The sequence below is a fragment of the Bacillus methanolicus MGA3 genome (assembly GCF_000724485.1).
GTDB classification, from domain to species: Bacteria; Bacillota; Bacilli; order Bacillales; family Cytobacillaceae; genus Bacillus_Z; species Bacillus_Z methanolicus_A.
In genome coordinates this window covers 1145679-1171989 of record NZ_CP007739.1, presented here as the reverse complement: position 1 = coordinate 1171989, position 26311 = coordinate 1145679, and the positions used below count along the sequence as shown (strand labels likewise).

The window sequence follows — 26311 nt, the reverse complement described above, 5'->3', positions numbered from 1 at the left end:
TATAGTCACTCTTCTAATGAGTTGCCTTCTAAATGTGCTTTAAGCTTTTCCAGTGCCATTTGGGCAGCATGCTGTTCTGCTTCTTTCTTGGACCGGCCTGTTCCTGTCCCTAATTCCACTTTGTTGAGTGTAACAAGGGAAACGAATTCCCGATTATGAGCCGGACCTTTTTCTTGTAAAATCCGATATTCAATCGTCCCTGCACCGTCCCTTTGAACAAGTTCTTGAAGCTGGCTTTTGTAATCCATCACATGAGAAAAAGCACCGGCATTAATTTTAGGAAATACAACCATCTCTAAAAACTTTGTAACTGTTTCAATTCCTTTATCCAGATATAAAGCGCCGATGAAGGCCTCAAAAACATCAGCAAGGAGAGCAGGCCTTTCTCTTCCTCCGGTCATTTCTTCCCCTTTGCCAAGTAAAACCAGCTCTCCAAATGAAAGTTCATTGGCAAAAGAGACCAAAGATGGTTCGCATACGACTGCCGCCCGCAATTTCGTAAGCTCTCCTTCACTCATCATCGGGTATTTTTTAAAAAGAAATTGTGAAACAGTTAACTCTAGTACTGCATCTCCTAAAAATTCAAGCCTTTCATTGTCTTCATATGGCTTTTTGCGATGCTCATTCACATAGGATGAATGGGTAAATGCTTGTTTTAGCAATTTCTCATCTTCAAAATTAATTCCAATTCTTTCTTGAAACTCTTTAAATTGTTTATCTTTTGCGCGTAATGTTCTTTTCTGATTATCTTTATTTTTGCGCATAGTGCCTCCACCTTGCTATTAATTTACACATTGCTTCACTTTATAGAAGAAAGCCCCGCATTACACGGAGCTTTTCTTTGTTCCAACGATTACATTCGGCTTTTTATGTAATTTACAGCGTCACCCACTGTAGCAATTTTTTCAGCATCATCGTCAGAAATTTCCATTTCGAACTCGTCCTCTAATTCCATAACAAGTTCAACTACATCAAGGGAATCGGCACCAAGATCATCTTTAAAAGATGCCTCAAGAGTCACTTGAGATTCATCAACACCAAGGCGATCTACAATGATCTTTGTAACACGTTCTAATACATCTGCCATGCTTGTTCACCTCCCCTCAAGCCATTATATTGCATTTTAAAAAAATAATAAATGCTTCTCTTGTATTTTTGATCATTTTTTTATTACATGACCATACCGCCGTCAACGTGCAGAGTCTGGCCTGTCATGTAACGGCTGTCGTCAGAGGCAAGAAATGCAACTACTTTTGCAACATCACTCGGTTCGCCTAATTTTGCCAGAGGAATTTGTTTCAGCATTTCGGCTTTAATGTCATCAGCCAATTTGTCAGTCATATCAGTCGTTATGAAGCCAGGTGCAACTGCGTTAACCGTGATTCCTCTGGAAGCCAGTTCTTTGGCAGCTGTTTTTGTTAATCCAATGACACCCGATTTTGCCGCCACATAATTTGCCTGCCCGGGATTTCCGCTGACGCCGACTATGGAAGAAATATTTATAATTCTCCCGCTTCGCTGTTTCATCATCTGTCTAGTGACAGCCTTTGTGCAAAGAAAGACACCTTTAAGATTTATATTAATTACTTCATCCCATTCCTCTTCCTTCATCCTCATCAAAAGGTTATCTTTTGTAATTCCTGCGTTATTTACAAGGATGTCCAACTTTCCAAAAGTTTCAATTGTCACTTTCACCATGTTTGAAACAGATTCTGAATCAGCAACATTGCATTGAACAGCAAAAGCATTTCTGCCAAGTGCTTTAATTTCTTCGACTACCTGATTCGCTTTTGCTTCGCTTCCTGAATAATTAACTGCTACATCCGCCCCTTGTCTTGCCAATTCAAGTGCAATCTCACGCCCTATTCCTCTAGAAGCCCCTGTTACAAGGGCCGCTTTTCCTTCTAATTTCATTAGAATTCCTCCTTCATCACTTCGATCACAGCTTTAAAGCTGTCTTCATCAGATACTGCAAATGTTTTAACAGATCGTTCAACTTTTTTTACAAGACCTGTTAATACTTTTCCGGGACCCATTTCAATAAATGTGTCTACACCGAGTTCAATCATTTTACGGACAGAATCTTCCCATAATACTGGAGAATATAATTGTTCAATGAGCTTTTCCTTTATTTCAGAAGCAGCTGTCATTGGGTTAGCTGTTACATTTGAAATAACAGGCACCTTTGCATCCTTGATGCTCATTTCATTGAGCACCGATTGAAATTTTTCAGCAGCAGGTTTCATTAAGACTGAATGGAACGGTCCGCTTACTTCCAATGGAATGACCCTTTTTGCGCCTTTTTCTTTTGCTTTTTGGCCAGCTAATTCAACACCTTGTTTTGAGCCGGAAATCACAATTTGTCCCGGACAATTCAAATTGGCTAGCTGAACAGTATGTCCGGCCGCCGTTACTGAAGCAGTTACTTCTGTTAGGGTTTCGCGGTCTAGACCAAGTACGGCTGCCATTGTTCCTTCTCCGTTTGGAACGGCTTCCTCCATATATTCTCCTCTTTTTCTGACAGCCCGGACGCCTTCTTCAAATGAAAAAGCCCCTGCAGCAACAAGTGCTGAATACTCTCCAAGACTATGTCCGGCAACAAAATCGGGGTTGATTCCGGACTTTTTAAAATATTGAAGAATGGCAATACTCGTTGTTAATAAAGCAGGCTGGGCATTTGTTGTTAATGTTAGTTCTTCCTGCGGGCCTTCAAAAATAATGTTTGATAACTTAAAGTTTAAAGTTTCGTCGGCTCGCTCAAAGATTTCCATAATAGTGCTGTCGGATTCAGCAAGAGCTTTGCCCATACCGACAGTTTGCGAACCTTGTCCTGGAAAAAGAAATGCAATTTTACCCATGAAGAATCCCCTTTCAACGTTCATCTTGGAATTGCGGCAGCTTGAATTCTATTGTTTCTATTATTGTGCCTGTTACATTTTTATTAACCATTTCCCGCGCCTGGCGGATGGCGTGAAAAACTGCATTCGCATCTGAGGAACCATGCGCTTTTATAACCGGTGCCTTCAAGCCAAATAAACCGGCACCGCCATACTCAGAGTAATCCATTTTGCTTTTAAGCTTAACTAAGTCAGGCTTTAGGACTGCTGCTGCCAGCTTGCTTTTTATACTTGCCGTCAAAGCGCTTTTTAGCATTTTAAACAGTGACAATGCAGTTCCTTCAATCGTCTTTAACACCATATTTCCTGTAAATCCATCAGTGACGACAACATCAGCAGCTCCTTCCAATAAGTCGCGTGCTTCTACGTTCCCGATAAAATGAATATCGGCATTATGCAGCAATTCAAAAGATTGCTTTGTTAATTCATTTCCTTTTTTTTCTTCTGTCCCAATATTAAGGAGGCCAACTCTCGGTTTGGAAATTCCTCTTACCTTTTCACTATAGATTGAACCCATGATCGCATATTGAAGAAGGTGCTCAGGCTTAGCGTCAGCGTTGGCGCCGACATCGAGCATTATGAATCCTTCACCGCCAATGGTCGGTAAAGTTGGCGCCAATGCCGGTCGTTCAATTCCTTTAATTCGTCCAACAACAAAAAGTCCAGCTGCCATCAGAGCTCCCGTATTGCCTGCAGAAATGCACGCATCCGCATGTCCATCTGCTACCAGTTTTGCAGCAACCACCATGGAAGCATTCTTTTTTCTTCTTACTGCCCGTACCGGTTCATCAGTACCTAAAATGACTTCATCTGTATGATGAACTTCAATTCTTTCATGATCATTTAAATACTCTCTGATTTTCTGCTCATCACCGACAAGAGTAATATGTATATCATGAAAAGCGTTTACCGCTTTCAATGCTCCAAGCACAATTTCTTTAGGGGCATGGTCGCCTCCCATTGCATCGATTGCCAATTTCATGTAAGTATCATCCTTTTTTATTTTTTGACCGGAACATCTCAAACTGGCCTTTGAACACAAGTTCATTATTGACATAACTATTCACTTCTACAAATGTTCGGCCGCTTTCCTGATCAATTTTTGTTACTTTTGCTTTTGCAATAACCCGCTCGTTTTCTTTAACCGATCTCGTAAACTGAATATTCGCTTTTGCTGTTAAAGCCAATTCATCATTGATAACAGCAACGGCCAGAGAATTGGCCTGAGCAAACAAATGATGTCCTCTCGCGATTTTATTCCTGCTGAATACATGTTCCTTTTTCACATCAAAAATGGAAATGGCGCTTTTATCTAATTCTATATCAATAATCTCACCGATTACTTCTTCAATCGGAAGTGATCTTACTTCATTTTCAAAGCGCTTTTCAGCAACACTTTTTATTCGTTCTCTTAACTCAGGAATCGACAGCTCCAGCCTGTCCAATCGAATGGTCTGGACACTTACAGAAAATTTTTCTGCTAATTCCTCATCTGTTACAAACGGATTTTCCTTAATTGTTTCAGATAACAACTGCTGCCGTTCTTTCTTGCTTCGCCTCATTGTTTACACCATCCGATAGATATTAAGACTAGGTACTAATAGTAGTATATAATTTTAAAATTCATATTGCAATAAGAAATGCGCAAGCGCCTTGGTTAGCCCCGACAAGCGCTGGAGGTCCTGCTGATGAAGTCGCTTTTTGACTTCATCAGCAGGACCGAAGCGACCTCGAGGGGCTAGGCGCTGGAGCTAGACTACTAAATTAATCTAAAAACTTTTTTCTGCTTTAACAAAAATAAACTTTCCTTAAAAAGTAAAAAAAGGAGGCAGCAATAATGACTCCTCCTATCCATGTTAATCAAGTTTTTCGCCTGATAAAGCACCGGATTGATATAGATGGTTTCGTAGGCAGGCATATTCAGGGAACTCCCAAAATTCTTTCATTTGAATCAGTCTTGCAGCATCATTTCTCGCCGTTTCAAGCGCCCTGTAGTCATGGACCATGTCAGCAACTTTAAATTCCGGAAGCCCACTTTGTTTTTTGCCAAAAAAGTCACCCGGTCCGCGAAGTTCAAGGTCTTTTTCGCTGAGCACAAAACCGTCATTTGTTTCTGTCATAATCCGCATTCTTTCTTTTCCAACTTCCGTTTTTGGATCGGCAAGCAAAATACAATAAGATTGTTCACTGCCTCTTCCAACCCTGCCGCGAAGCTGGTGGAGCTGGGCAAGCCCAAAGCGTTCTGCATCATAAATAACCATCACAGTAGCATTCGGAACATTGACGCCAACTTCAATGACAGTTGTTGAAACAAGGATATGAACTTCATTCTTACTGAAAGCTTTCATGACTGCTTCTTTTTCTTCAGAATGCAGCCTGCCATGCATCAGCCCTACTCTATATCGACCTTGAAAATAGCCAGTTAATTGATTGTATACATCAATCGCATTTTGAACATCAAGCTTTTCCGATTCTTCTATTAACGGACAAATCACATAAGCCTGCCGCCCTTTTGAAAGTTCTTTTTCCATAAAAGCGAGGATGCGGTCAAGCATCTCGTGCTTTGCCCAATACGTTTCGATTGTTTTTCTCCCTGCAGGCATTTCATTAATAACTGAAACATCCATCTCTCCAAAGACTGTAATCGCCAAAGTTCTAGGAATCGGGGTAGCTGTCATAAATAGAACATCCGGATTCTCTCCTTTTTCTCTAAGAATCCTTCTTTGTTCAACTCCGAAACGATGCTGTTCATCCGTAATGACGAGTCCAAGCTTATGAAAATGCACTTCATCTTGGATAAGTGCATGCGTTCCGATTAATACATCAATCTCTCCAGCTTGCAATAACTGTAAAATCTCCCGGCGGCGCTTGCCTTTTATGGCACTTGTCAGCAATTCACAACGAATCCCGAACGGCTCTAGCAATCTTGTAATCGATTCAGCATGCTGTTCCGCTAAAATTTCAGTAGGAACCATTAAAGCACCCTGAAACCCTGCCGTAACACATGCAAAAAGAGCAATTGTTGCCACCGCCGTCTTTCCAGAACCGACATCGCCCTGTAGAAGACGATTCATACGGAACGGAGATTTCATGTCAGAAAGAATTTCATTCGTTACCCTTTTTTGGGCTTTTGTCAACGAAAAAGGCAGAGAAGAAATAAATTGTTTTACCTTTTTCAAATCGTATTTTTGAATAACTCCGATCGAGTTTTCCCGTTCAAACTTTCTAAGGGCCTGCATTTTTAATTGAAAATATAAAAATTCTTCATAAACAAATCGGCGTCTTGCCTGCTTAACATCTTCACTCGTCAAAGGAAAATGCATCATCTTAAAAGCATCTCTGCGATTCATAAGTTTGTATTTTTTTAATAAAGAAAGGGGAAGGGTCTCATGAATATATTCTCCAAATTGAGAGAAAGCAAGATTCATAAATCTTCTGAAGCCTTTAACCGTTATTTTTCCTTTCACCGCATAGACAGGTTCAAATTCTTTTGTCTTTGAATAAGGACCCATTTGGATGCTGCTCGCCGTAATCGTTTGCCTGTGTTGGTCCCATTTACCCGTTATAGTAATGGTGTCATTGATGGCAATCTTATTTTTTAAATAAGGCTGATTAAAAAAGATGACCTGTATTAAGTATCTATTAACTAATAACCTGATTGTTAACTTCGATTTTTTTCTGCCATAATAGACAAGAGAAGGCTCGCTATGAACCTTCCCTTCTACTGTTACTCTTTCCTCATGCTTCACTTCAGCTAAATCCCGAAGCCGATAATCTTCATAGCGATATGGAAAATGTTCAAATAGATCGTTAACCGTAAAAATATTCATCTCCGCTAACATTTGAGCAGTTTCTTCACCAATACCTTTTATCGCAGTTACAGATTGATTTAGCTTATCATTCACTTTAATTAAGCGGTATTCCGAAGATCTTCGCTTGAAGCTTCTGACCTGTCGGAGTTGCCGCCAAACCTCCCTGTGCTGTTTCTTTAAGTGCCGTTGGCATCGATTGGCCAATTTTAAACATGGCGTCAATGACCTCATCACACGGAATTCGGCTTTTAATGCCAGCTAAAGCCATATCCGCAGCGACCATCGCATTAGCTGCTCCCATAGCGTTTCGCTTTACACATGGAACTTCAACTAAACCAGCCACCGGGTCACATACTAATCCTAGCATATTTTTTAATGTTATGGCCATTGCTTCTGCACATTGTTCAGGAGTTCCTCCGGCCATTTCTACGATTGCAGCTGCTGCCATTCCTGAAGCAGACCCGACTTCTGCCTGGCATCCGCCAGCAGCACCTGAAATGGAAGCATTGTTTGCAACTACGTACCCAAATGCACCTGCCGTAAAAAGAAATGCAACCATTTGTTCTCTTGTTGGATTTAATTTATTCTTTACAGCAAACAATGTCCCGGGAACTACACCAGCTGAACCGGCAGTCGGAGTTGCGCAAATGGTCCCCATTGCAGCATTTACTTCATTCGTTGCAACAGCTTTGCTTACTGCATCTAGAATCGTTTCCCCTGACAAAAAATTCCCTTTTTCAATATACTTTTGCAATAAAACAGCATCGCCGCCGGTCAAACCTGAATGCGACATAACTCCTTTTAGTCCTTTTTCAACCGCTTGTTCCATTACGGCAAGGTTTTTTTCCATCTGGGCTATAATCTCTTCTCTTGATCGGCCGGTCACTTCCATTTCTTGTTCAATCATGATTTCGGAAATTTTTTTATTTTGACGAACAGCAAGTTCTACCAGTTCAGCTACATTTCGGAACATGAGTGTTTTTCCTCCTTGTTATACCGCTAAAACTAACATTTGTAAGCGCTACCATAATCATGCAACCTTAATCAACAATTTTTGTTACCTTGATAATGTTTGGTAATTTTTCTATTTCTTGGATCACATGTTGGTCAATGTTTTGATCAACCTCTATCGTCATTAATGCAAGCTTCCCTTTTTCCTTTCGAGAAACTTCCATATGGCCTATATTCAATTGATGATTTGCAAGAATGTTTGATACTGCCGCTATTGCTCCGAATCGGTCATTATGAACAACAAGGATTGCCGGGTGATGGCCTGACAGCTTTAACTTAAAACCATTTAATTCAATAATTTCAATTTTTCCTCCGCCAATCGATATCCCGACAAGTTCTAAATCGCCTTGATCATCTCCGATTCTAATTCTTGCTGTATTCGGATGATCGGTAACGGCAGTTTCTTCAATAAACTCAATGTTTATACCTTTCTCTTTTGCAATTTCGAGTGATTTTATAATTCGCTCATCAAAAGTATCAAAATCGAGAAGGCCGCCTACAATCGCAACATCAGTCCCATGGCCTTTATAAGTTTGGGCAAACGAGCCATAAAAAGATATTTTTGCCCATTTCGGTTCGCGGCCAAAAAGACTTCTTGCCACCCGTCCTATTCTTGCTGCCCCGGCAGTGTGGGAACTTGATGGACCAATCATGATAGGGCCGATAATATCAAAAACACTTTTATATTTCATGTTAATTTTCTCCTTTTCTCTTATAACATGGAAATAGAAGGGATAACCCCTTCTATTTCCATCTCATTCAATCGCAAATATGAATGAATAAAGTGGCTGTCCGCCGTCATGAACTTCAATTTCAATATCTTTATACTTACTTTCAATATATTCAACAAGCTTGGCTACTTCTTCTTCTTTAGCATCTTCACCTGTTAAAATTGTCAAGATTTCTGCCTCTTCATCAAGCATATGGTTAAGCAGCTCCTTTGCTGCTTTCACTTTATCTTTGCTCTTAATAACAATTTTTCCATCAGCAATGCCCATAAAATCATCTTTTTCGATTTCTAGACCGTCTATATTTGTATCGCGTACAGCAAACGTGATTTGCCCTGTTTTTACATGTTTCATTGCTTCCATCATGGCCTTTTCATTTTCTTCAAGTTCCACTCCCGGATTAAAAGCGAGCAGCGCTGACATTCCCTGAGGCACTGTTTTGGAAGGGATTACTACTACCTGCTCCTCAGAAACTTCAGCAGCTTGCTGTGCGGCCATTACAATGTTTTTATTGTTTGGAAGGATAATGACTTTCTTTGCATGTACATTTTTAATGGCTTTTACAATATCCTCTGTACTAGGATTCATTGTCTGTCCGCCTTCGATGACGGCATGGGCTCCGATGCTTCGGAATAGTTCGGCGATGCCGGATCCCATTGAAACAGTGACTATTCCATACTCTCTTTTTTCTTTATTCTGTAGCGCCATTTCTGCAACTAATGGTGTTTTTGTTTCACCGACAATGTTGGCATGCTGCTCTCGCATATTTTCGATTTTCATATTGATAAGGCTTCCGTACCTTTGTCCATATGTTAAAACTTCGCCAGGCTGTTCTGAATGAATATGTACCTTCACAAGCTCTTCATCAGCGATGACAAGCAAGGAATCTCCGTATTTACTTAAGTCTTGACGGAAAGTTTCTTCCGAAAATGGATTTTTTTTCAGTTTTTCTTGTTCAAACTTGACCATGAATTCTGTACAGTAGCCATATTTTATATCCTCTGTATTCATATGGCTTTGGGCACTTTTATGGTGTTCGGCGTTTACGAGTTCCTCCATGCTTGGATGTGATGCGGATTCAGGAAGTTTTTCTCCTTTCAATTCTGAAAGAAATCCTTCATAAACAAAAACAAGACCCTGTCCGCCGCTATCAACAACTCCTACCTCTTTCAAAACAGGAAGAAGGTCAGGGGTTCTGTTAAGAGAAGCTTTTGCTTCTTTCACAACTTCGTCCATTATGACAACAAGATCTTTTTCTTTTTTAGCCACTTGAACAGCTTTTTTTGCTGCATCTTTCGCAACAGTTAGGATTGTCCCTTCGACTGGTTTCATAACAGCCTTGTATGCAGTTTCAACTCCTGCTTCTAATGCAGCGGCAAATTCTTTCCCATCTAATTGAGATTTATTTTCAATATATTTTGCAAAGCCACGAAAAAGCTGGGATAATATTACACCGGAATTTCCGCGAGCTCCCATTAACAAACCTCTTGAAAGTGCTGTTCCTACTTTCCCAATATGGTCCTGTACATTATTTTTAACTTCCTTTGCTCCGGAAGTCATGGACAAATTCATGTTTGTTCCCGTATCGCCGTCGGGAACAGGAAAAACGTTTAATGCATCCACTATTTTTGCATTGGCTGCTAAATGATTAGCGCCCTGTATAACCATTTCGGCGAAACGTTTTCCGTCTAAAACTGTTATTGACACAAATCTTTCCTCCTCACTACGGGTTCGTTACACGAACACCTTGAACGTAAATATTTACCGAGTCAACGGCAAGCCCCACTGTTTTATCAAGTGTGTATTTAACCTTAGATTGTACGTTGTGGGCAACCTCGGAAATTTTCGTTCCATAACTAACTATAATATACATGTCAATATGTACTTCATCATTTTCCTGGCGAACGATCACACCGCGGGTAAAATTTTCTTTTCGCAGTATTTCAGTCAAACCATCTTTAATTTGGTTTTTCGAAGCCATTCCGACAATCCCATAGCAGTCAATTGCTGCACCACCAGCAATTGTTGCGATTACTTCATTCGAAATATCTATTTGCCCGTACTTTGTTCTTAGTTCAATGGACATGATACGTTCCCCCTTTGGATTTGCTCCTTGGCTACACACATTTTACTATAAGGATCATTTTTTTAAAAGTCATACTTGCCCTATCTTATTATAAGACATGAATATATCAGCTATGTCAAGGATTTTTTCTTGAAAGCTTTCATGACAACTATTGCATTCAAACAGTTTGTATGATAAATTATTAAAGTGTCTTAATTGAACAGAAAAACTCAAGACAATTGCGTTTTTCTAAATCGGGTCAGATTTATTTCTGGCAATAATTGCAAATAAAAGCATAAACATTCGTTTCAGCTTTGTAAGTTAGGAGGGAAATAGATATGCCGCGTCAATGTGTAATCACTGGTAAGAAAACTCGTTCCGGTAATTCGCGTTCCCACGCTATGAACGCAAGCAAGCGTACATGGGGTCCAAACCTTCAAAAAGTCCGCATTCTTGTAGACGGAAAGCCTAAACGTGTTTGGGTTTCTGCAAGAGCTCTTAAATCCGGAAAAGTACAAAGAGTGTAAGTGTATATCAAGAATTATAGAGGCTGACTATAACCAAAGGGTCAGCCTCTTTTCATTTGAAAAATAAAACAGCACCCCGCTTGAGGGCGCCTAAAAATTATTTCCTTATAAGGTTGTCTGTCCGGGAAACAGAAATGAGTGGATTTCATCTATTTTATAACGTAATTATCCTTTCTTAAAGGCCCCCAACATTGCACGGACAAGACCGCCTAAAAATTTCGGCAGTTTAATCGTATAAAATTTCATACTGTCCCTCCTCACTCTCTCACGCTGTACCTTACATCTCATATACTTTTCATCATATTCAAAATTTGTGGCGTTGCTCATGGCCAAGTGTCTTAATCTTGACTCCTTATCACCATTAATATGCCTTCGCTAAAAGAAAAAGTACCATAATCACTAATAAGTTCATTACTAACACATAGAGTTGATCCCATTGGTATAGAATGATCTTTTAATGGATATTTAAAGCCTTCGAGGGTGAGCCCTTTAACAAAAGGAGACATCGGGATGAATGAAACATATTTTCTATCATTGCGTATTTTCATTTCATAACTGCCAGGTGATTTTATTGAAATATGATTCTTTTTATCAATTATTTCTATATTTAATTCAATATTTCTTAATACTGGCTTCAAAAGAAGCTGTACATTGGCCAAAAAATGATCGAGCCTTCCGCCTGTTGCTCCAAAAAGCCGAATTTTTTCTGGCCGCTGCCTGAGCGCCCAATTTAAAGCCAATTCCATATCGGTTTCATCCTTTTCAGCCTTGAATTTTTTTAAATCGTGCACATGTTTTTCGATTTCCTTTAATTCATCTGCTGTTACAGAATCAAAATCCCCAAATGCCATAAAAGGGGTAATGCCTTTAGATAAAAGTGTATACACTCCCCTGTCTACTCCTACCCATAGATTGCCGTTCTGTTGAAACTCGGACAAATCAGGCAATAACTCTTCAGGCCCTCCACCCAGAATGTTAATCTCCATAATCATCACCTTTGCAAAAATTAAACTGATAATTTTGATCATTTATGAGCCAGTTTTTAAGATTTATGAGCCAGTTTCGGGAATTTATGAGCCAATTCAAGTTTTCCTAAAAAAATACCACAGAATTCAGGCTCTGTGGCAGGATCAATTTTTATAAGTTTTATAAGAAGCCAACCCTTCGACTGACTGACTTTTATAGAAAGTATAAAGATGATGTCCAACTGCTCCCGTGTTATCCTCTTAAAGCAGATATGGCTTTTTTACGGTCTTTTTGCGAAAATACGGCGGATCCTGCTACTAACACGTCTGCTCCGGCTTCAATACAATGTTTTGCTGTTTCGTTATTCACTCCGCCGTCTACTTCAATTTCGACGCTTAAGTTTTTTGAAATTGCCATTTCTTTTACTTGTTTAATCTTTTCAATGACATTTGGAATAAAATTCTGTCCCCCGAAACCAGGATTGACAGACATGAGCAATACCATATCCACATCATCAATAATATGCTTAATTGTTTCAACAGGAGTTGAAGGATTAAGGACGACACCTGCTTTGACACCAAATGACTTTATCAAATGAATGGTGCGATGCAGATGAGGACAAGCCTCCACATGAACGGTTATGTAATCTGCTCCCGCTTTGGCAAATGTTTCAATATATTGATCCGGATGTTGAATCATTAAATGGACGTCGAGCGGCAGCTTCGTAACAGGTCGAATTGCTTCAACAATAAGCTGCCCGAATGTAATATTCGGTACAAAATGACCGTCCATGACATCGACATGTATGTAATCAGCTCCCGCTTGTTCGACATCCTTTATTTCTTCCGCAAGTTTTGAAAAATCTGCTGACAGAATTGAAGGTGCAATCTTTATCATCGCTAGTACCTCGGCTTTCTATCTTTGATTTCTTGAAGAAATTCTTTGTAGTGATCGTAACGATAAGCAGGAATTTTTCCTTCATCAACTGCAGCCTTAACCGCACATTTTGGCTCTGATATATGAAGGCAGCCCCTGAATCTGCATTCTTCACTTAATACAGCAAAATCAGGGAAGCAAGAATTCAAGTCTTCCGGCTCAATATCAATCAATTCAAGAGAACTAAATCCGGGCGTATCAGCAACAAGCCCATTACCAATTTCAATCAATTCGACGTGCCTTGTCGTATGTTTTCCCCTGCCGAGATGGGTTGATATTTGATTCGTTTTCAGCTCAAGCTCAGGCTTAAGCGCATTCAATAAAGATGATTTTCCTACACCTGATTGACCTGCCACAACAGAAATTTTGCCTTCTAAATGTGGAAATAAATCGCCGATTCCAATGGCTTTTTTTGAAGATATTAACAAAACGTCGTAGCCTGCTTTTCGGTATTCAAAAGCATACTTATTGATTTTTTCTTCTTTTTCTTCATCAACTAAATCCATTTTTGTAATACAAATAATTGGCTTAATATTGTTGAACTCAACGAGAACAAGAAACCGGTCCAAAAGTGCAGTGCTAAAATCCGGTTCAACAGCAGAAAAAACTAAGATGGCCTGATCTACATTTGCAATTGGAGGCCTTACAAGTTCATTTTTCCTTTCTTTTATCTCCAAAATATACCCATCGGTTTCGTTCTCAGCTTGATAAACAACATTATCTCCGACTAACGGAGTAATTTTATTTTTCCTAAAAACTCCTCTTCCGCGGCACTGGATGATTCCATCATCGCCCAAAACATAGTAAAAACCACTTAAAGCTTTTATAATTTTGCCTTCTGGCATAGCATCACTCCTTGTTATTGCTCTTCAGGATATGGAATGACTTCATCCATAAGCACACTCTTATCTCTAATTACTTTATATTCGGCTTTTTTTCCAGACTCTATTATCAAATCAAGACTCAATTTTTTTGTTTCTGTAATATACAAAGTTTCATAAGGTTCTGCCATGCTTCGAGTCATATCTTCAACATAAATCTGAACTTCTTGAGGCTGTCCCTCTTGAGTAGGCTCATATGGGATTGTAATTTCTTTAATAACTGTTTTTGGAGGAATTTCTTTCTTTCCTTTCGATAACACAACGGTAATCGTGTCGCCCTTTACCAATTGTGCCCCAGCTTTCGGTACTTGAGAAATGACAAAGCCCTTCGGAATGGTATCATGATATTCTTCCTTCGACATATCGACCTTTAATCCGACAGAATCCGCATAATCCTGGACCCCCTTCGCATTTAGATCCCTTAAATCCTTTAAAATGATAAATTCCGGTCCTTTGCTGACTGTAAATTCCAGTCTTGTCTCTTCTGGAACAACTTCTTCACCATCAGAAAAATTTTGATCAATAATCGTTCCTGGTTCACTATCATCATAAACATCATTTTTTGAAATATCTTTGAAACTTTTATTTTCCAGAATACGGATGACATCATCATATCGGCGTCCTGTATAGTCAGACATTTCGAATTTTTTCTTCCCAATGCTTTGATAAATATCAATCGTTGTTCCTTCTTTCACCATTTTTCCGGCTTGCGGGTCTGTTTTTACAACAAGGCCTTCATCAATTTCATCAGAGGTTATTTTTTTTGTTTCCCCAATGACAAATTTTGCTTCTATCAATTTCGATTTCGCCTTATCTACATCCATTCCTGTCACATCAGGCACTTTTACCTCATCTGGAAAGAGCAGCTTTGGAACAACTGTAACAGTTAACACTCCAGATATCATTAAAAGAATAAATATAGAAACTAATATCCATGGCCATTTCTTTTTCTTCTCTATTTTTATATCGTTTTTTCCTTGTTTATTTTGAAGTGGTTCTACAGAAGAATTTGTATCTTTTCTATGGATAATTGTTTCATCAAAATTATCAAAAGTCCGGTCTTTTGTAATAACTGGAATGGCTTTTGTTGCTTCATCATCATTTGGTATAACAAATTTTTCTTCATTTATTCGGTCAGGATCCAAAGCGGTCCTGATATCTTCTTCCATTTCATCCACACTGTCGTAACGATGGAAAGGATCTTTCGCTGTTGCTTTTAAAACAACATTTTCAACACTTTGCGGAATAGATGAATTCCATCGTTTCAAAGAAGGGGTTTCCGACTGCAAGTGTTTCAATGCGATCGATACGGCTGATTCACCCGAAAAAGGAAGCCTTCCAGTAAGCATTTCAAACATAACAATTCCAAGAGAATAGATGTCTGATTTTTTATTTGCCATACCTCCCCTTGCCTGTTCAGGAGAAAGGTAATGAACGGAGCCGAGCACTGAATTCGTCTGGGTGATGCTTGTCGCACTCAAAGCCATCGCGATCCCAAAATCAGTAACTTTTACATTTCCATTTTTGTCAAGTAAAATATTATGCGGTTTAATGTCACGGTGGACAATATCATTTTGGTGGGCATGTGAGATTGCAGATGTCAGCTGTTGCATGATTTCAAGTGCAGTCTCGGTCGGAATGGGCGAATTTTGCAGTATGTATTGCTTTAACGTTTGGCCGTCGACATATTCCATGACAATATAATAAAGATCGTTCTCTTCACCCACATCATAAATGCTGACAATGTTCGGGTGAGCCAGGCTTGTAGCGGATTGCGCTTCCCGATGAAAACGCCGAATAAATTCTTCATCATTGGCAAAATCAAGGCGGAGCATTTTCACGGCAACATCCCGGTCAAGAATCATATCATGGGCTAAATATACGTTAGCCATTCCGCCCCCGCCAATCATTTTCAAAATCTTATAACGACCACTTATTCTTTTTCCAATCATCCTTGATTCACCAACTCACTGCCGTCCGAGAACTCTACAATGACAAGGGTGATATTATCCTCACCGCCGTAATCATTAGCGAGCTTAATTAATTCAGTTGCTTTATCTTCCAAGCTCCGTTCGCTCTTTAAAACATCTTCCATTTCTGCTTGGCTGACCTTATTGGAAAGACCGTCGGAACAAAGAAGCAAAATGTCTCCTTCTTCAAAGATGATTGTTCTAATGTCCATTTCAACAGATTCCTCGGTTCCAAGTGCCCTTAAAAGGACGTTTTTCCTTGGATGGTGTTCTGCATCTTCTTTTGATATTTGACCGGAACGAAGCAATTCATTAACAAGAGAATGGTCTTCCGTTAACTGCTTAAACCCGCTTTCGTTTAAAATATAACAGCGGCTGTCGCCAATATTGGCTATTGTTGAAAATTTGTCAGTACTAATTGCAGCAACAATCGTTGTTCCCATTCCTTCACATTCCGTATGGCTTTTCGAATGATTAAACAATATTTGGTTGATTTTCTCAATATGCTTCTTCAGCCATTCTTCTGCTTGTTCGGCAGTGGCAATTCTATCAGATTGTTCCCAAAATTCTTTTAAATTAAGCAATGCCATTTCACTTGCTACATCGCCGGCCCTATGACCGCCCATGCCATCAACGACGATGGCAAGGCGCTGGCCTGAACGATTTGTATAAATACCGCCATTATCTTCGTTATGCTGTCGTATTTTTCCGCGGTCTGTCATAAAAACAGCTTTCATCCAATCACCTCGTCTCCTCTTTCCGCTCCTTTGCACGAAGTTGTCCACATGCCGCATCTATGTCATGACCGTGCTCTCTGCGAATTGTTACGTTAATGCCGTGTTCTTTTAATATTTTCTCAAATTTAAAAATCTGATTTCTCGGGGTTCTGACATAATTTCTTTCAGGAACATAATTGACAGGAATCAAGTTTACATGGCACTTGATGCCTTTAATGAGATTTGCAAGTTCTTCGGCATGTTCTGCCTGGTCATTGACCCCTCCAAATAATCCATATTCAAAGCTTACCCTTCTGCCCGTTTTCTCAATATAGTAACGCACAGCTTTCATTAAATCAGGCAGCTTATAAGCTCTATTAATAGGCATCAGCCTGCTTCTTAGTTCTGAATTTGGCGCATGGAGCGAAATCGCAAAATTGATTTGCATGTTTTCATCAGCAAACTGATAAATTTTCGGTATAATTCCGCTCGTTGAAACAGTAATATGGCGTGCACCGATATTTAGCCCTTTTTCATGATTGACGATTTTTAGAAACGATAGCATCTGATCATAATTGTCAAAAGGTTCGCCAATTCCCATGATGACGATTGAGCTTACGCGTTCTCCCGTTTCATCAAGAGCCTGTTGTACCTTTACGACCTGTGCGACAATTTCCCCTGCTTCTAAATTACGCTTTAATCCTCCAAGTGTGGATGCACAAAATGTACAGCCAATTCTGCAGCCGACCTGTGTCGTCACACAAACCGAATTTCCATAATTATGGCGCATTAATACCGTTTCAATCGAAAATCCATCACTCAATTCAAATAAAAATTTGATCGTTCCGTCAAGTGACGTCTGCTTAATAATCGTCTTTAAAGTTGTCAGTGTAAAATGCTCCTTAAGCTTTTCTCTTAATGTTTTTGACAAGTTGCTCATTTCTGCAAAATCAGAAACTCTTTTTTTGTACAGCCAATCAAAAATTTGCTCAGCACGAAAAGCCTTTTCGTTATGCGTTTGTAACCATTCCTTTAATTCGTGAAGCTGTAATGAATAAATGGAAGGTTTCTTCATTTCTTGTACAGTATTTTTCTCAGTTGCTATTGTTTGTTCCAACTGATTACACCTTCTTTCTTAAGCAAGCAATATAAAATCCATCCGACCCAAAATCCTGAGGAAGAATTTGAAGCATAAAATCGTCGACAAGGGGCTTAACAGCTTCCGGCATTCGATCTTTAAGAGTAGCATCACCTTCAAATAAGTTATTTCCCTTTAAAAAACTTTCGACAACTTCATGGTTTTCTTCCCGATCAACAGTACAAGTACTGTAGACAAGAATTCCGCCTTTTTTCAGTAGAGGAGCGACAGATTTAAGCAAATCTTGCTGTACTTGTTTTAATTTGTATACATCCTCTTCCGTCTTTGTATATTTCAAATCAGGTTTTCTCCTCATAACACCTAGTCCTGAACATGGCGCATCAAGAAGTATTCTGTCAAATGATTCAGCGGCAAAATGTTCAGGCGCAAGCCTTGAATCTAAAACTTTCAGTTCAATATTATCAAGCCCTAGCCGTTCAGCAGCTCGGCCAATCAGCTTCACCTTATGTTCATGGAGGTCGAGCGAAATGACTTTACCGGTTTGATTTAGTTTTTCAGCGATATGAGTAGATTTCCCTCCGGGTGCGGCTGCCGCATCAAGAATTGTAAAATTTTCTTCGATATTCAGTGCATAAGCAACAAGCATAGAACTCTCATCCTGAATCGTAATCAAACCATTTTTAAATGCATTGGAAGTTGCCAGATTGCCTTTTAAGCATTTTATCGCTTCAGGAATGATCGAGCTAGCTTCGACACGGAAGCCTTCATTTTCTAGCAGCTGCAAACATTCGTCTCTGCTGATTTTTGTCACGTTGACTCTTGCTGTTTGGAACGGAGGTGTTAAATTTGTTTCACACATTTTTTTTGTTTTTTCAAACCCAAATTGGTCTGTCCACCTCTTGACAAGCCATTCCGGATGACTCGTTTCAATAGCCAACCGCTCAATCGGATCATTAATATTTTCCAATGGAGGAAGGCCTTGCCTTTGTATATTTCTTAATACACCGTTAACCATACTTGCAATCCCTTTATGGCCGCGCTTTTTTGCAATTTCCACAGCTTCATATATCGCTGCCCGGTCAGGGATCTTATCTAAATAGACCATTTGGTACAGTGTAAGCCGTAATAAATGCAAAACCCACCTATCGGGCTTTTTCTTAATAAATGGCTTTAAAAAATAATCGAGAGTCATTTGGCGCTGAAGAGTTCCGTAAGTTAACTCTGTCAAAAGCCCGACATCTTTTTGATCGATTTCATTTCTTTCAATTTTGCTATTTAATAATAAGTTGCTGTAAGATTGGTTCTTTTCAATTGTTTCGAGGAGATCTAAAGCTATTTCACGAATGTTTTTTTTACTCTTCATTCTCTTCTCCTAATTTTGTTCCGATCGTTATTTGAGAGCCGGCCCCACGCAAAAATTGTTCTGCCGTCATCCGCTTTTTCCCCGAAGGCTGAAGTTCTGTAATCTTTATAGCTGTATCATCTCCCGTTGAAACGATAATTCCGTCTTTGGAAATTGCTAAAATTGTCCCGGGTTCAGATGTTTCCTTAACAGGAACCTTTTCACCGCGCCATATTTTTAAAACAGAATGATTCATCGTTGTATAGGCAACTGGCCATGGATTCATTCCGCGAATATGGTTATATATATCTTCACCGTTTTTTGACCAGTCTATTTTTTCTTGTTCTCTTTTGATGTTGTAGGAATATGTCGCTTCCTCTTCATTTTGCGGAATAGGCTTAAGCTCGCCTTTAATGAGCTTCGGTATCGTTTCCGATAACAGTTTTGCACCTGTTTCACTTAATTTGTCATGCAGTGTTCCTACAGTGTCTTCATCTGTGATCATAACTTCCGCTTGAGTCAATATATCTCCTGCATCTAATTTTTCAACCATATACATAATCGTAATCCCCGTTTTTTTCTTGCCCTGCAAAATCGCATAATGGATCGGCGCCCCGCCGCGAAGTTCAGGCAAAAGCGAAGCATGGACATTAATGCAGCCAAACTTCGGGGCTTCGAGTAGTTCCTTTGGCAATATTTGTCCAAAGGCAGCGGTCACAATCAAATCCGGTTTAAGAGCCAAGATTTTTTCAAGCTCTTCTGGATTGCGGATTTTTTCTGGTTGAAATATAGGAATTCCGTGTTTTTCTGCTTCCACTTTCACCGGCGGTGGTGTCAAGATTTTTTTTCTTCCTACCGGCCTGTCGGGCTGGGTAACAACTCCAATTATTTCGTATCCGTCTTGAACCAGCTGCTTCAAGATGGGAACAGAAAAATCAGGCGTCCCCATAAATACAATTTTCGTCATTCCACTTCCAACCCTTCCAACTCATCTTCTTCCAAGTATCTTGTAATTTTTGAAATAAACAGGACACCATGCAAATGATCAATTTCATGCTGGATCGCTCTGGCGAGAAAATCCTCTGCTTCAATAATAAAAGATTTTCCCTTCCGATCCTGTGCTTTCACTTTTACAAAATAGGGACGTGTAACCTCGCCATAAAGTCCCGGAAAGCTTAAACATCCTTCAGGACCTGATTGTTCTCCTGAAGTTTCCATAATTTCCGGGTTTATTAATTCTATCGGGCCGGTTTCATCATCAATATCTACGATAGCAATTTGCTTATTTACTCCTATTTGTGGAGCTGCAAGTCCTACCCCATCATATTCAATCATTGTATCGTACATATTATTAAGGAGTTTTGAAAGCTTTTTATCAAAAACCGTAACCGGCTCGCATTGCTTTTCTAATATTTCAGCTGGGTATGTGACAATTTTCTTTACTGCCAATGCTTATCCTCCATCTATCTTATATCTTCATTTTCTACTAAATTGATCATCTTCATAACCATTACATTAATATATACGGATTAAGATCAATAGAAATTTGTAAACCATCAGAAACAATCTCTTGCTGATAACGGTCCAATACAGCTTTCAAAGCCTTGCCAAGTTCAGGTTCACGTTTGTATTTTATCAAACATTGATAGCGATATCTATTATTGATGCGGGGGATCGGTGATGCAACAGGACCAAGAACAATCGATTCATTTGATAACCTTGACTGTAAAAAGGTTGAAATTTTCTCGGTTACCGACACAACCTTCATCAATTGTTCATGGCTGACCGTTACAAGAGAAATGTAGTAAAAAGGCGGATATTTATGGATCTTTCGTATCATCATTTCCTTTTGATAGAAACGGTCGTAATCCTGTTCGCCTGCGAGCTCCACACTATAATGCTCAGGACTGTATGTCTGGATGACAACTTCCCCTTCTAATTCATGCCTTCCCGCCCTGCCGCTAACCTGGGTTAACAGTTGAAACGTTTTTTCCGAAGACCGAAAATCCGGAAGATGGAGCATTGTATCTGCCGAAAGCACCCCAACCAGTGTAATATTTGGAAAATCCAGGCCTTTGGCAATCATTTGCGTACCAAGTAAAATATCTGCTTTACCTTCCTGAAAATCAGCAAGGAGACGCTCATGTGCTCCTTTTTTGCTTGTCGTATCAACATCCATCCGAATAACTCTTGCTTCAGGCAAAATTTTAGCAAGTTCTTCTTCAACTTTTTGCGTCCCTGTTCCAAAATATCGAATATGATCACTTTGGCATTCAGGACAAAAAACGGGAACGTGCTGTTCATATCCGCAATAATGGCATTTCATTTGCTCGTTAAATCGGTGATAGGTCAATGAAATATCACAATGCGGGCAATTTAAAACGTAACCGCAAGATCGGCACATGACAAACGAAGAGTGTCCGCGTTTATTTAAGAATAAGACAGTCTGTTCTTTTTTTTCTAATCTGTCTTTCAGCTTCTCAAGGAGCGTCCTTGAAAACATCGATCTGTTTCCAGCTCTGAGTTCTTCTCTCATATCGACAATCTCTACGGTCGGCAGCGCCTGATTATTCATCCGATTTGAAAGGGTAAGTAAATGAAAAACACCTTTTTTAGCCCTCGCAAAAGATTCCAGTGATGGTGTTGCACTCCCTAAAACGACCGGACACCCATAGTATTTTGCCCTTTGAATTGCGACATCTCTTGCATGATAACGAGGAGTTTCTTCCTGTTTATAGCTTGTTTCATGTTCTTCATCAATGATGATGATGCCGATGTTCTCAAAGGGTGCAAAAATAGCCGACCTGGCACCGACTGCTACCTTTACTTCCTTCCGCTGAATTTTCCGCCATTCATCATACTTTTCTCCTTGAGACAAACCGCTGTGCAGTACAGCAACTTGGTCTCCAAATCTGCCTTTAAATCTAGTTACCATTTGGGGTGTTAAAGATATTTCCGGAACTAGCACAATCGCTTCTTTTCCTTCTTCAATCACTTTTTGAATGGATTGCAAATAAATTTCTGTTTTTCCGCTGCCTGTAACCCCATAAAGTAGAAATACCTCATGTTCATTGTTTCCAATCGATGATAAAATGGGTTCGATCGCTTTTTTTTGATCCTCTGTTAACGGAAGCGGCTCAGTCTTAACAAATGTTCGATTTTCATAAGGATTCCGATAAACTTCTATCATTTTTTCACCTAATATTCTTTTGTTTATCAATCCTTTAACCGTTCCGGAAGATATTCCTAATTCGGCCGTGAACCGCCGCAATTCTATTGGTTCGGAGTTTTTTATAAAGTAATCAATCGCTTCTTTTTGCTTTGAAGCCTGGGGAGGAAGCTTCTCCTTTTCTATTGCAAGGGTTTCCGGACTTAATAGTGGATAAATGTGTTTTACGAGTTTTTTCTTTACCTTTTCTTTTACCTCATAAATAACCTCTACAGTACCTTTTGCGACTTCTTTTTGAAATTCGGGAACAAGCCCTTTTTTTACAATCTCTTCCCATAGAATAAAATCGCGTTCTGCAAAAAAGGGTTGAAGGTTTTTTGGCAAATCACCAATTACTGTTCCATCAGTTATTCTTAATTTCTTTTGGTATTTTGCTTTTAGCGCCGCAGGAAGCATTGCCTGATATGCAGATATTTTGTAGCAAAGGGCATGCTCTGTCAGCCAATCTCCAAGCATAAGAAGTTCTTTTGTTAATACCGGGGTCAAATCCATTGGTTCCGTAATTTCTTTTAATTTTTTGAAATCGGAAGAACTTTTCATTTCTGTAACAAACCCTTGTATTTGCCGGGAACCGAAAGGAACGCTCACTCTCATTCCCGGCATAATCACATCTTTCCATTTATCTGGTATTAAATAATCAAATGTCTTATCCGTTTGCTTTGCCGGAACATCGACAATCACACTTGCAATTTTCATTTACTTTCACCTTCCAGAAGAAGGAAAACTTCTTTTAAAATCTTTTTTGCTACCTCTTTTTTTGACATCAATGGCAAATGTTCAGTTGTTCCGTCTCGCTTAAAAAAAGTTACGATGTTTGTTTCTGTATCAAAACCGGCTCCTTCAACTTTGACATTATTGGCAACAATTAAATCCGCATTTTTTTTCAATAATTTTTCTCTTGCATATTCCTCAACTTGATCGGTTTCCGCAGCAAACCCAACTAAGATTTGCTTATCCTTTTTCTTCCCAAGCTCAAGCAGGATATCTTTTGTCCGTTCCAACTCCAAAATTTGCCGGCCATCCTGTTTTTTCATTTTTTGATCGGCTGGATACTTTGGCCGATAGTCTGCGACTGCTGCTGTTTTAATGATGACATCGGCCCTGTTAAACCGTTCCATTACTTCCTCATACATGTCGTGTGCACTTTCAACATTGACGAGAGTGACTCCACGTGGTACTGGAAGATTTACCGGACCCGAAACAAGAATCACATCTGCACCGCTTTTTACCGCTTCCTCCGCAATCGCATATCCCATTTTTCCAGATGATCGGTTCGTAATGTAGCGAACAGGGTCAATTTTTTCCCTAGTCGGTCCTGCCGTTACGAGAACGGTCTTTCCTTTTAGAAGCCCTTTTTCTTTATTAAAAAAATCTTCCATGATGGAAACGATTTTTTCAGGCTCTTCCAACCTCCCTTTGCCGACATATCCACACGCCAAATATCCTTCAGAAGGTTCAATAAACCGGTATCCATAATTGTATAATTTCTGAATATTTTTCTGTACAGCAGGATGATTATACATATGAACGTTCATAGCAGGAGCAATCCAAACCGGAGCAGTCGTGGCAAGAAGAGTCGTAGTGACCATATTATCAGCAATTCCGTTTGCAAGCTTCCCTATAACATTTGCAGTAGCAGGTGCTACCAATACAAGGTCCGCCCAATCTGCCAAGTCAATATGGGCAATCACCTTCGGGTTTTTTTCATCAAATATATCTGTATATACGTCGTTTCTAGATAACGCTTGAAACGTTAACGGAGTGACAAACTCTGTTGCTGATTCGCTCATAATTACTTTTACTTCTGCACCTGCCTGTGTCAGTTTGCTTGTAAGGGCAGCAGCTTTATAAACTGCTATTCCCCCCGTAACACAAAGCAATATTTTTTTTCCGTCAAGCATATTATATCCTCCAATAATTAAGCCTATAAAAACAGCTAATTTATGACCAAAACATTTAATACTTCTATTATGCAAAAACGAACTGTTTTTTTCACCTTTTTGACAATTTCACAGTTGAACATAAATAAAATAACAACCTAAAATAGCTAGGTTGTTATTTTTCAGTAAATTAATCTTCTTGTACCTCTTTTTTGGAAGAATCTGTCGTAAAGTGAAGCCGGTCCATGTAAATTTCCTCCAAAGCTTTACCTACAAATTTATGGGATACGTAATGATCCAAACATAGCTTGCCATTTTGCTGTAAATCCCTCGCTCTTTTTGCAGCTACTGTTACGAGCGAGTATTTTGAATCTATTTTTTTCATTAATTCATCGATCGATGGATAAAGCATCATTTTTCTACCTCCAACATTTTCTTATAACGGTGTTCAACTCTCTCCCTGCGGCAATGCTCTGCGATAACAATTGCTTTGATCCGCTCTACAGCAAGTTCAACTCGGTCATTTTCGACAACATAGTCGTATAAGCTCATCATTTCAATTTCTTCCTTCGCCACCGTCAAGCGATTATTAATCACTTCTTCAGTTTCTGTTCCGCGGGTAACAATCCTGTTTTTTAGTTCTGATAAACTTGGCGGCATTAAGAAGATAAATAATCCATCAGGAAATTTTTCCCTTACTTGGCGAGCACCTTGAACTTCAATTTCAAGGAATACATCCTTGCCTGCGTTAAGAGTTTCCTCAACATAATCAATAGGGGTGCCATAATAGTTTCCGACAAATTCGGCGTATTCCAGCAGTTTTCCTTGTTTGATCAGTTCTTCAAATTCCTGTCTTGTTTTAAAAAAATAATCGACTCCGTCCACCTCTCCCTCGCGGGGCGGTCTTGTCGTCATTGAAATGGAGTATTCAAATTCAACATCGGGCTGGGAAAAAATCTCCTTGCGAACAGTTCCTTTCCCTACACCGGAAGGACCGGAAAGTACAATGAGCAAACCTTTTTCTTGCATGTAAAAACCTACCCTTCATCTATTATTTCATCTCGGTCATTTATGCGATGGGCAACTGTCTCAGGCTGGACTGCAGATAAAATGACATGGTCACTGTCCATAACAATTACTGCCCGTGTGCGTCTTCCATATGTAGCATCTATTAAGGAACCTCGGTCACGCGCATCTTGAATAATTCTTTTTATCGGTGCAGACTCGGGACTTACAATAGATATAATCCGGTTGGCTGAAACAATGTTTCCAAACCCGATATTAATTAATTTTATGGACATACTGGTCCTCCAATCATTAGTAATTTATTTTGACCGCAAGTCTTCAATTCTAAACGGCACTTACTCGATATTCTGAAGCTGCTCTTTTATTTTTTCAAGCAAGCTTTTCATTTCTACAACTGCATTTGCAATGTTTGAGTCATTTGCTTTGGAGCCGATCGTGTTCACTTCTCTGTTCATTTCTTGAACTAAGAAATCCAATTTTCTGCCGACCGGTTCATGAAGTTTCACCGTCTTATCAAATTGAAGGATATGGCTTTTTAATCTTGCTATTTCTTCACTAATGTCTGCTTTATCAGCAAAGATCGCTGTTTCAGTTAAGATCCTAGCTTCATCAATTTCTCCGGCTTTCAGATCTTCCATGCGCTTTGCAAGCCTTTTTCGATAATGTTCTACGACGATTGGCGCCAGATTTTCCATTGAATGAATCCGGTCATTCAATTTTTTTAAGTGGGTGTACACATCTTTTTCAAGAGCTTCACCTTCTTGTTTACGCATTTTGTTCAAGTCGTTTGCAGCCTCTTCAACAGCTGTTAGAACAAGCTTTTCAAGTTCTTCATTCTCAGCCTCTTCTTCTTCAATTGTTATGATTTCATCCCGCTCAAGCAATGCTTGAATCGGTACATCATTTGATAAATTGTATCGTTCTTTTATTTTTTCTATGTAATGATAATATTCATCAAGCAAGTTCCAGTCAACAATTACCTTGCGTGTAACGATTCCCGTTCCACCGATTGTTATGAAAACTTCGACTCTGCCTCTTTGAATCGTTTCAGCTAACTTTTTTTTAATCTTGTCTTCTATTTTTAATAACTGGCGAGGCATACGGATATGGAATTCACAAAAACGATGGTTGACAGATTTAATCTCTGCTGTCACTGAAAACTCTGATGATTCGGCTTTACCTCTGCCAAAACCTGTCATACTTACGACCATTTCTAACACATCCAA

28 protein-coding genes are annotated in these 26311 nt (G+C 39.5%); 1 reads left to right on the top strand and 27 read right to left on the bottom strand.

The genetic code is table 11. The features are described from left to right. Positions 1 to 5: 5 nt before the first annotated feature. From rnc to BMMGA3_RS05750, 11 genes are all read right to left on the bottom strand, one after another. Complete coding sequence (gene rnc / locus BMMGA3_RS05800) at positions 6 to 764, bottom strand: ribonuclease III (protein WP_003348993.1); 759 nt, start codon at positions 762 to 764, stop codon at positions 6 to 8. 89 nt (positions 765 to 853) lie between these two features. Next, a complete protein-coding gene (locus BMMGA3_RS05795) occupies positions 854 to 1087 on the bottom strand; it encodes an acyl carrier protein (RefSeq protein WP_003348991.1) in 234 nt (77 codons plus the stop codon). 83 nt (positions 1088 to 1170) lie between these two features. Then, positions 1171 to 1914 (bottom strand): 3-oxoacyl-[acyl-carrier-protein] reductase, encoded by a 744-nt coding sequence (gene fabG, locus BMMGA3_RS05790; protein ID WP_003348989.1) that lies wholly within the window; start codon positions 1912 to 1914, stop codon positions 1171 to 1173. Continuing rightward, positions 1914 to 2858, bottom strand: a complete 945-nt coding sequence (gene fabD, locus BMMGA3_RS05785; protein ID WP_003348987.1) for an ACP S-malonyltransferase — start codon at positions 2856 to 2858, stop codon at positions 1914 to 1916. The genes fabG and fabD overlap by 1 nt, the downstream gene beginning before the upstream one ends. A 13-nt stretch (positions 2859 to 2871) precedes the next feature. Then, on the bottom strand, positions 2872 to 3879 hold the full coding sequence (plsX, locus tag BMMGA3_RS05780) for a phosphate acyltransferase PlsX (protein WP_003348986.1): 1008 nt from the start codon (positions 3877 to 3879) through the stop codon (positions 2872 to 2874). A gap of 7 nt (positions 3880 to 3886) precedes the next feature. Beyond that, positions 3887 to 4459, bottom strand: a complete 573-nt coding sequence (gene fapR, locus BMMGA3_RS05775) for a transcription factor FapR (protein ID WP_003348984.1) — start codon at positions 4457 to 4459, stop codon at positions 3887 to 3889. Between the two features lie 294 nt (positions 4460 to 4753). Next, entirely contained in the window at positions 4754 to 6913 is a 2160-nt protein-coding gene (recG, locus tag BMMGA3_RS05770) for an ATP-dependent DNA helicase RecG (RefSeq protein ID WP_237712880.1), read from the bottom strand. Continuing rightward, a complete protein-coding gene (gene sdaAA / locus BMMGA3_RS05765) occupies positions 6804 to 7682 on the bottom strand; it encodes an L-serine ammonia-lyase, iron-sulfur-dependent, subunit alpha (RefSeq protein ID WP_003348980.1) in 879 nt (292 codons plus the stop codon). The genes recG and sdaAA overlap by 110 nt, the downstream gene beginning before the upstream one ends. A 67-nt stretch (positions 7683 to 7749) precedes the next feature. Then, complete coding sequence (sdaAB, locus tag BMMGA3_RS05760) at positions 7750 to 8412, bottom strand: L-serine ammonia-lyase, iron-sulfur-dependent subunit beta (RefSeq protein WP_003348978.1); 663 nt, start codon at positions 8410 to 8412, stop codon at positions 7750 to 7752. A 63-nt stretch (positions 8413 to 8475) separates the two neighbouring features. Next, entirely contained in the window at positions 8476 to 10155 is a 1680-nt protein-coding gene (locus BMMGA3_RS05755) for a DAK2 domain-containing protein (protein ID WP_003348976.1), read from the bottom strand. Positions 10156 to 10171: 16 nt separating this feature from the next. Further along, entirely contained in the window at positions 10172 to 10534 is a 363-nt protein-coding gene (locus tag BMMGA3_RS05750; RefSeq protein WP_003348974.1) for an Asp23/Gls24 family envelope stress response protein, read from the bottom strand. 317 nt (positions 10535 to 10851) lie between these two features. On the opposite strand from BMMGA3_RS05750, the gene rpmB reads away from it, so the two are divergent. Next, positions 10852 to 11040 carry a 50S ribosomal protein L28 gene (gene rpmB / locus BMMGA3_RS05745; RefSeq protein ID WP_003348973.1) on the top strand — a complete coding sequence of 63 codons (189 nt, stop codon included), beginning with the start codon at positions 10852 to 10854 and terminating at the stop codon, positions 11038 to 11040. 165 nt (positions 11041 to 11205) lie between these two features. On the opposite strand, the gene spoVM is transcribed toward rpmB, so the two are convergent. The 16 genes from spoVM to BMMGA3_RS05665 all read right to left on the bottom strand — a co-directional run bounded on the left by spoVM (position 11206) and on the right by BMMGA3_RS05665 (position 26296). Then, entirely contained in the window at positions 11206 to 11286 is an 81-nt protein-coding gene (gene spoVM / locus BMMGA3_RS05740) for a stage V sporulation protein SpoVM (protein WP_003348972.1), read from the bottom strand. Positions 11287 to 11378: 92 nt separating this feature from the next. Beyond that, entirely contained in the window at positions 11379 to 12026 is a 648-nt protein-coding gene (locus BMMGA3_RS05735) for a thiamine diphosphokinase (RefSeq protein ID WP_003348971.1), read from the bottom strand. Positions 12027 to 12258: 232 nt separating this feature from the next. After that, positions 12259 to 12903, bottom strand: a complete 645-nt coding sequence (gene rpe / locus BMMGA3_RS05730) for a ribulose-phosphate 3-epimerase (protein ID WP_003348969.1) — start codon at positions 12901 to 12903, stop codon at positions 12259 to 12261. Positions 12904 to 12905: 2 nt separating this feature from the next. Beyond that, the gene (rsgA, locus tag BMMGA3_RS05725) at positions 12906 to 13787 is read right to left on the bottom strand and encodes a ribosome small subunit-dependent GTPase A (RefSeq protein ID WP_003348968.1); all 882 of its coding nucleotides are present in this window, start codon (positions 13785 to 13787) and stop codon (positions 12906 to 12908) included. Between the two features lie 14 nt (positions 13788 to 13801). Continuing rightward, the gene (gene pknB / locus BMMGA3_RS05720) at positions 13802 to 15775 is read right to left on the bottom strand and encodes a Stk1 family PASTA domain-containing Ser/Thr kinase (RefSeq protein WP_003348967.1); all 1974 of its coding nucleotides are present in this window, start codon (positions 15773 to 15775) and stop codon (positions 13802 to 13804) included. Next, positions 15772 to 16530, bottom strand: coding sequence for a Stp1/IreP family PP2C-type Ser/Thr phosphatase (locus BMMGA3_RS05715; protein ID WP_003348966.1), 759 nt, complete (start codon positions 16528 to 16530; stop codon positions 15772 to 15774). The genes pknB and BMMGA3_RS05715 overlap by 4 nt, the downstream gene beginning before the upstream one ends. Before the next feature lie 4 nt (positions 16531 to 16534). Further along, on the bottom strand, positions 16535 to 17584 hold the full coding sequence (gene rlmN / locus BMMGA3_RS05710; protein WP_185762576.1) for a dual-specificity RNA methyltransferase RlmN: 1050 nt from the start codon (positions 17582 to 17584) through the stop codon (positions 16535 to 16537). A gap of 46 nt (positions 17585 to 17630) precedes the next feature. Beyond that, positions 17631 to 18971 carry a 16S rRNA (cytosine(967)-C(5))-methyltransferase RsmB gene (rsmB, locus tag BMMGA3_RS05705; RefSeq protein ID WP_003348964.1) on the bottom strand — a complete coding sequence of 447 codons (1341 nt, stop codon included), beginning with the start codon at positions 18969 to 18971 and terminating at the stop codon, positions 17631 to 17633. Further along, entirely contained in the window at positions 18961 to 19917 is a 957-nt protein-coding gene (fmt, locus tag BMMGA3_RS05700) for a methionyl-tRNA formyltransferase (RefSeq protein ID WP_003348962.1), read from the bottom strand. Before fmt ends, rsmB begins: the two co-directional genes overlap by 11 nt. Further along, positions 19914 to 20399, bottom strand: coding sequence for a peptide deformylase (gene def, locus BMMGA3_RS05695; protein WP_003348959.1), 486 nt, complete (start codon positions 20397 to 20399; stop codon positions 19914 to 19916). The genes fmt and def overlap by 4 nt, the downstream gene beginning before the upstream one ends. Before the next feature lie 61 nt (positions 20400 to 20460). Then, entirely contained in the window at positions 20461 to 22875 is a 2415-nt protein-coding gene (gene priA / locus BMMGA3_RS05690; protein ID WP_003348957.1) for a primosomal protein N', read from the bottom strand. Continuing rightward, positions 22872 to 24080, bottom strand: a complete 1209-nt coding sequence (gene coaBC, locus BMMGA3_RS05685) for a bifunctional phosphopantothenoylcysteine decarboxylase/phosphopantothenate--cysteine ligase CoaBC (RefSeq protein ID WP_003348955.1) — start codon at positions 24078 to 24080, stop codon at positions 22872 to 22874. Before coaBC ends, priA begins: the two co-directional genes overlap by 4 nt. 169 nt (positions 24081 to 24249) lie before the next feature. Beyond that, positions 24250 to 24471: a DNA-directed RNA polymerase subunit omega gene (gene rpoZ, locus BMMGA3_RS05680; protein ID WP_034669569.1), complete on the bottom strand. Its 222-nt coding sequence runs from the start codon at positions 24469 to 24471 to the stop codon at positions 24250 to 24252. Beyond that, positions 24471 to 25088: a guanylate kinase gene (gene gmk, locus BMMGA3_RS05675; protein WP_003348950.1), complete on the bottom strand. Its 618-nt coding sequence runs from the start codon at positions 25086 to 25088 to the stop codon at positions 24471 to 24473. Before gmk ends, rpoZ begins: the two co-directional genes overlap by 1 nt. 8 nt (positions 25089 to 25096) lie before the next feature. Next, positions 25097 to 25360 carry an extracellular matrix/biofilm regulator RemA gene (remA, locus tag BMMGA3_RS05670; protein ID WP_003348948.1) on the bottom strand — a complete coding sequence of 88 codons (264 nt, stop codon included), beginning with the start codon at positions 25358 to 25360 and terminating at the stop codon, positions 25097 to 25099. A 60-nt stretch (positions 25361 to 25420) separates the two neighbouring features. Then, complete coding sequence (locus tag BMMGA3_RS05665; protein WP_003348945.1) at positions 25421 to 26296, bottom strand: YicC/YloC family endoribonuclease; 876 nt, start codon at positions 26294 to 26296, stop codon at positions 25421 to 25423. Positions 26297 to 26311 lie beyond the last annotated feature (15 nt).

What these genes read in the sequence shown, in the direction of transcription:
- rnc (WP_003348993.1), bottom strand. Translation starts at nt 764, where the DNA reads ATGCGCAAAAATAAAGATAATCAGAAAAGAACATTACGCGCAAAAGAT.
- BMMGA3_RS05795 (WP_003348991.1), bottom strand. Translation starts at nt 1,087, where the DNA reads ATGGCAGATGTATTAGAACGTGTTACAAAGATCATTGTAGATCGCCTT.
- fabG (WP_003348989.1), bottom strand. Translation starts at nt 1,914, where the DNA reads ATGAAATTAGAAGGAAAAGCGGCCCTTGTAACAGGGGCTTCTAGAGGA.
- fabD (WP_003348987.1), bottom strand. Translation starts at nt 2,858, where the DNA reads ATGGGTAAAATTGCATTTCTTTTTCCAGGACAAGGTTCGCAAACTGTC.
- plsX (WP_003348986.1), bottom strand. Translation starts at nt 3,879, where the DNA reads ATGAAATTGGCAATCGATGCAATGGGAGGCGACCATGCCCCTAAAGAA.
- fapR (WP_003348984.1), bottom strand. Translation starts at nt 4,459, where the DNA reads ATGAGGCGAAGCAAGAAAGAACGGCAGCAGTTGTTATCTGAAACAATT.
- sdaAA (WP_003348980.1), bottom strand. Translation starts at nt 7,682, where the DNA reads ATGTTCCGAAATGTAGCTGAACTGGTAGAACTTGCTGTTCGTCAAAAT.
- sdaAB (WP_003348978.1), bottom strand. Translation starts at nt 8,412, where the DNA reads ATGAAATATAAAAGTGTTTTTGATATTATCGGCCCTATCATGATTGGT.
- BMMGA3_RS05750 (WP_003348974.1), bottom strand. Translation starts at nt 10,534, where the DNA reads ATGTCCATTGAACTAAGAACAAAGTACGGGCAAATAGATATTTCGAAT.
- rpmB (WP_003348973.1), top strand. Translation starts at nt 10,852, where the DNA reads ATGCCGCGTCAATGTGTAATCACTGGTAAGAAAACTCGTTCCGGTAAT.
- spoVM (WP_003348972.1), bottom strand. Translation starts at nt 11,286, where the DNA reads ATGAAATTTTATACGATTAAACTGCCGAAATTTTTAGGCGGTCTTGTC.
- BMMGA3_RS05735 (WP_003348971.1), bottom strand. Translation starts at nt 12,026, where the DNA reads ATGGAGATTAACATTCTGGGTGGAGGGCCTGAAGAGTTATTGCCTGAT.
- rpe (WP_003348969.1), bottom strand. Translation starts at nt 12,903, where the DNA reads ATGATAAAGATTGCACCTTCAATTCTGTCAGCAGATTTTTCAAAACTT.
- rsgA (WP_003348968.1), bottom strand. Translation starts at nt 13,787, where the DNA reads ATGCCAGAAGGCAAAATTATAAAAGCTTTAAGTGGTTTTTACTATGTT.
- pknB (WP_003348967.1), bottom strand. Translation starts at nt 15,775, where the DNA reads ATGATTGGAAAAAGAATAAGTGGTCGTTATAAGATTTTGAAAATGATT.
- BMMGA3_RS05715 (WP_003348966.1), bottom strand. Translation starts at nt 16,530, where the DNA reads ATGAAAGCTGTTTTTATGACAGACCGCGGAAAAATACGACAGCATAAC.
- rlmN (WP_185762576.1), bottom strand. Translation starts at nt 17,584, where the DNA reads ATGAAGAAACCTTCCATTTATTCATTACAGCTTCACGAATTAAAGGAA.
- rsmB (WP_003348964.1), bottom strand. Translation starts at nt 18,971, where the DNA reads ATGAAGAGTAAAAAAAACATTCGTGAAATAGCTTTAGATCTCCTCGAA.
- fmt (WP_003348962.1), bottom strand. Translation starts at nt 19,917, where the DNA reads ATGACGAAAATTGTATTTATGGGGACGCCTGATTTTTCTGTTCCCATC.
- priA (WP_003348957.1), bottom strand. Translation starts at nt 22,875, where the DNA reads ATGAAAATTGCAAGTGTGATTGTCGATGTTCCGGCAAAGCAAACGGAT.
- coaBC (WP_003348955.1), bottom strand. Translation starts at nt 24,080, where the DNA reads ATGCTTGACGGAAAAAAAATATTGCTTTGTGTTACGGGGGGAATAGCA.
- rpoZ (WP_034669569.1), bottom strand. Translation starts at nt 24,471, where the DNA reads ATGCTTTATCCATCGATCGATGAATTAATGAAAAAAATAGATTCAAAA.
- gmk (WP_003348950.1), bottom strand. Translation starts at nt 25,088, where the DNA reads ATGCAAGAAAAAGGTTTGCTCATTGTACTTTCCGGTCCTTCCGGTGTA.
- remA (WP_003348948.1), bottom strand. Translation starts at nt 25,360, where the DNA reads ATGTCCATAAAATTAATTAATATCGGGTTTGGAAACATTGTTTCAGCC.
- BMMGA3_RS05665 (WP_003348945.1), bottom strand. Translation starts at nt 26,296, where the DNA reads ATGGTCGTAAGTATGACAGGTTTTGGCAGAGGTAAAGCCGAATCATCA.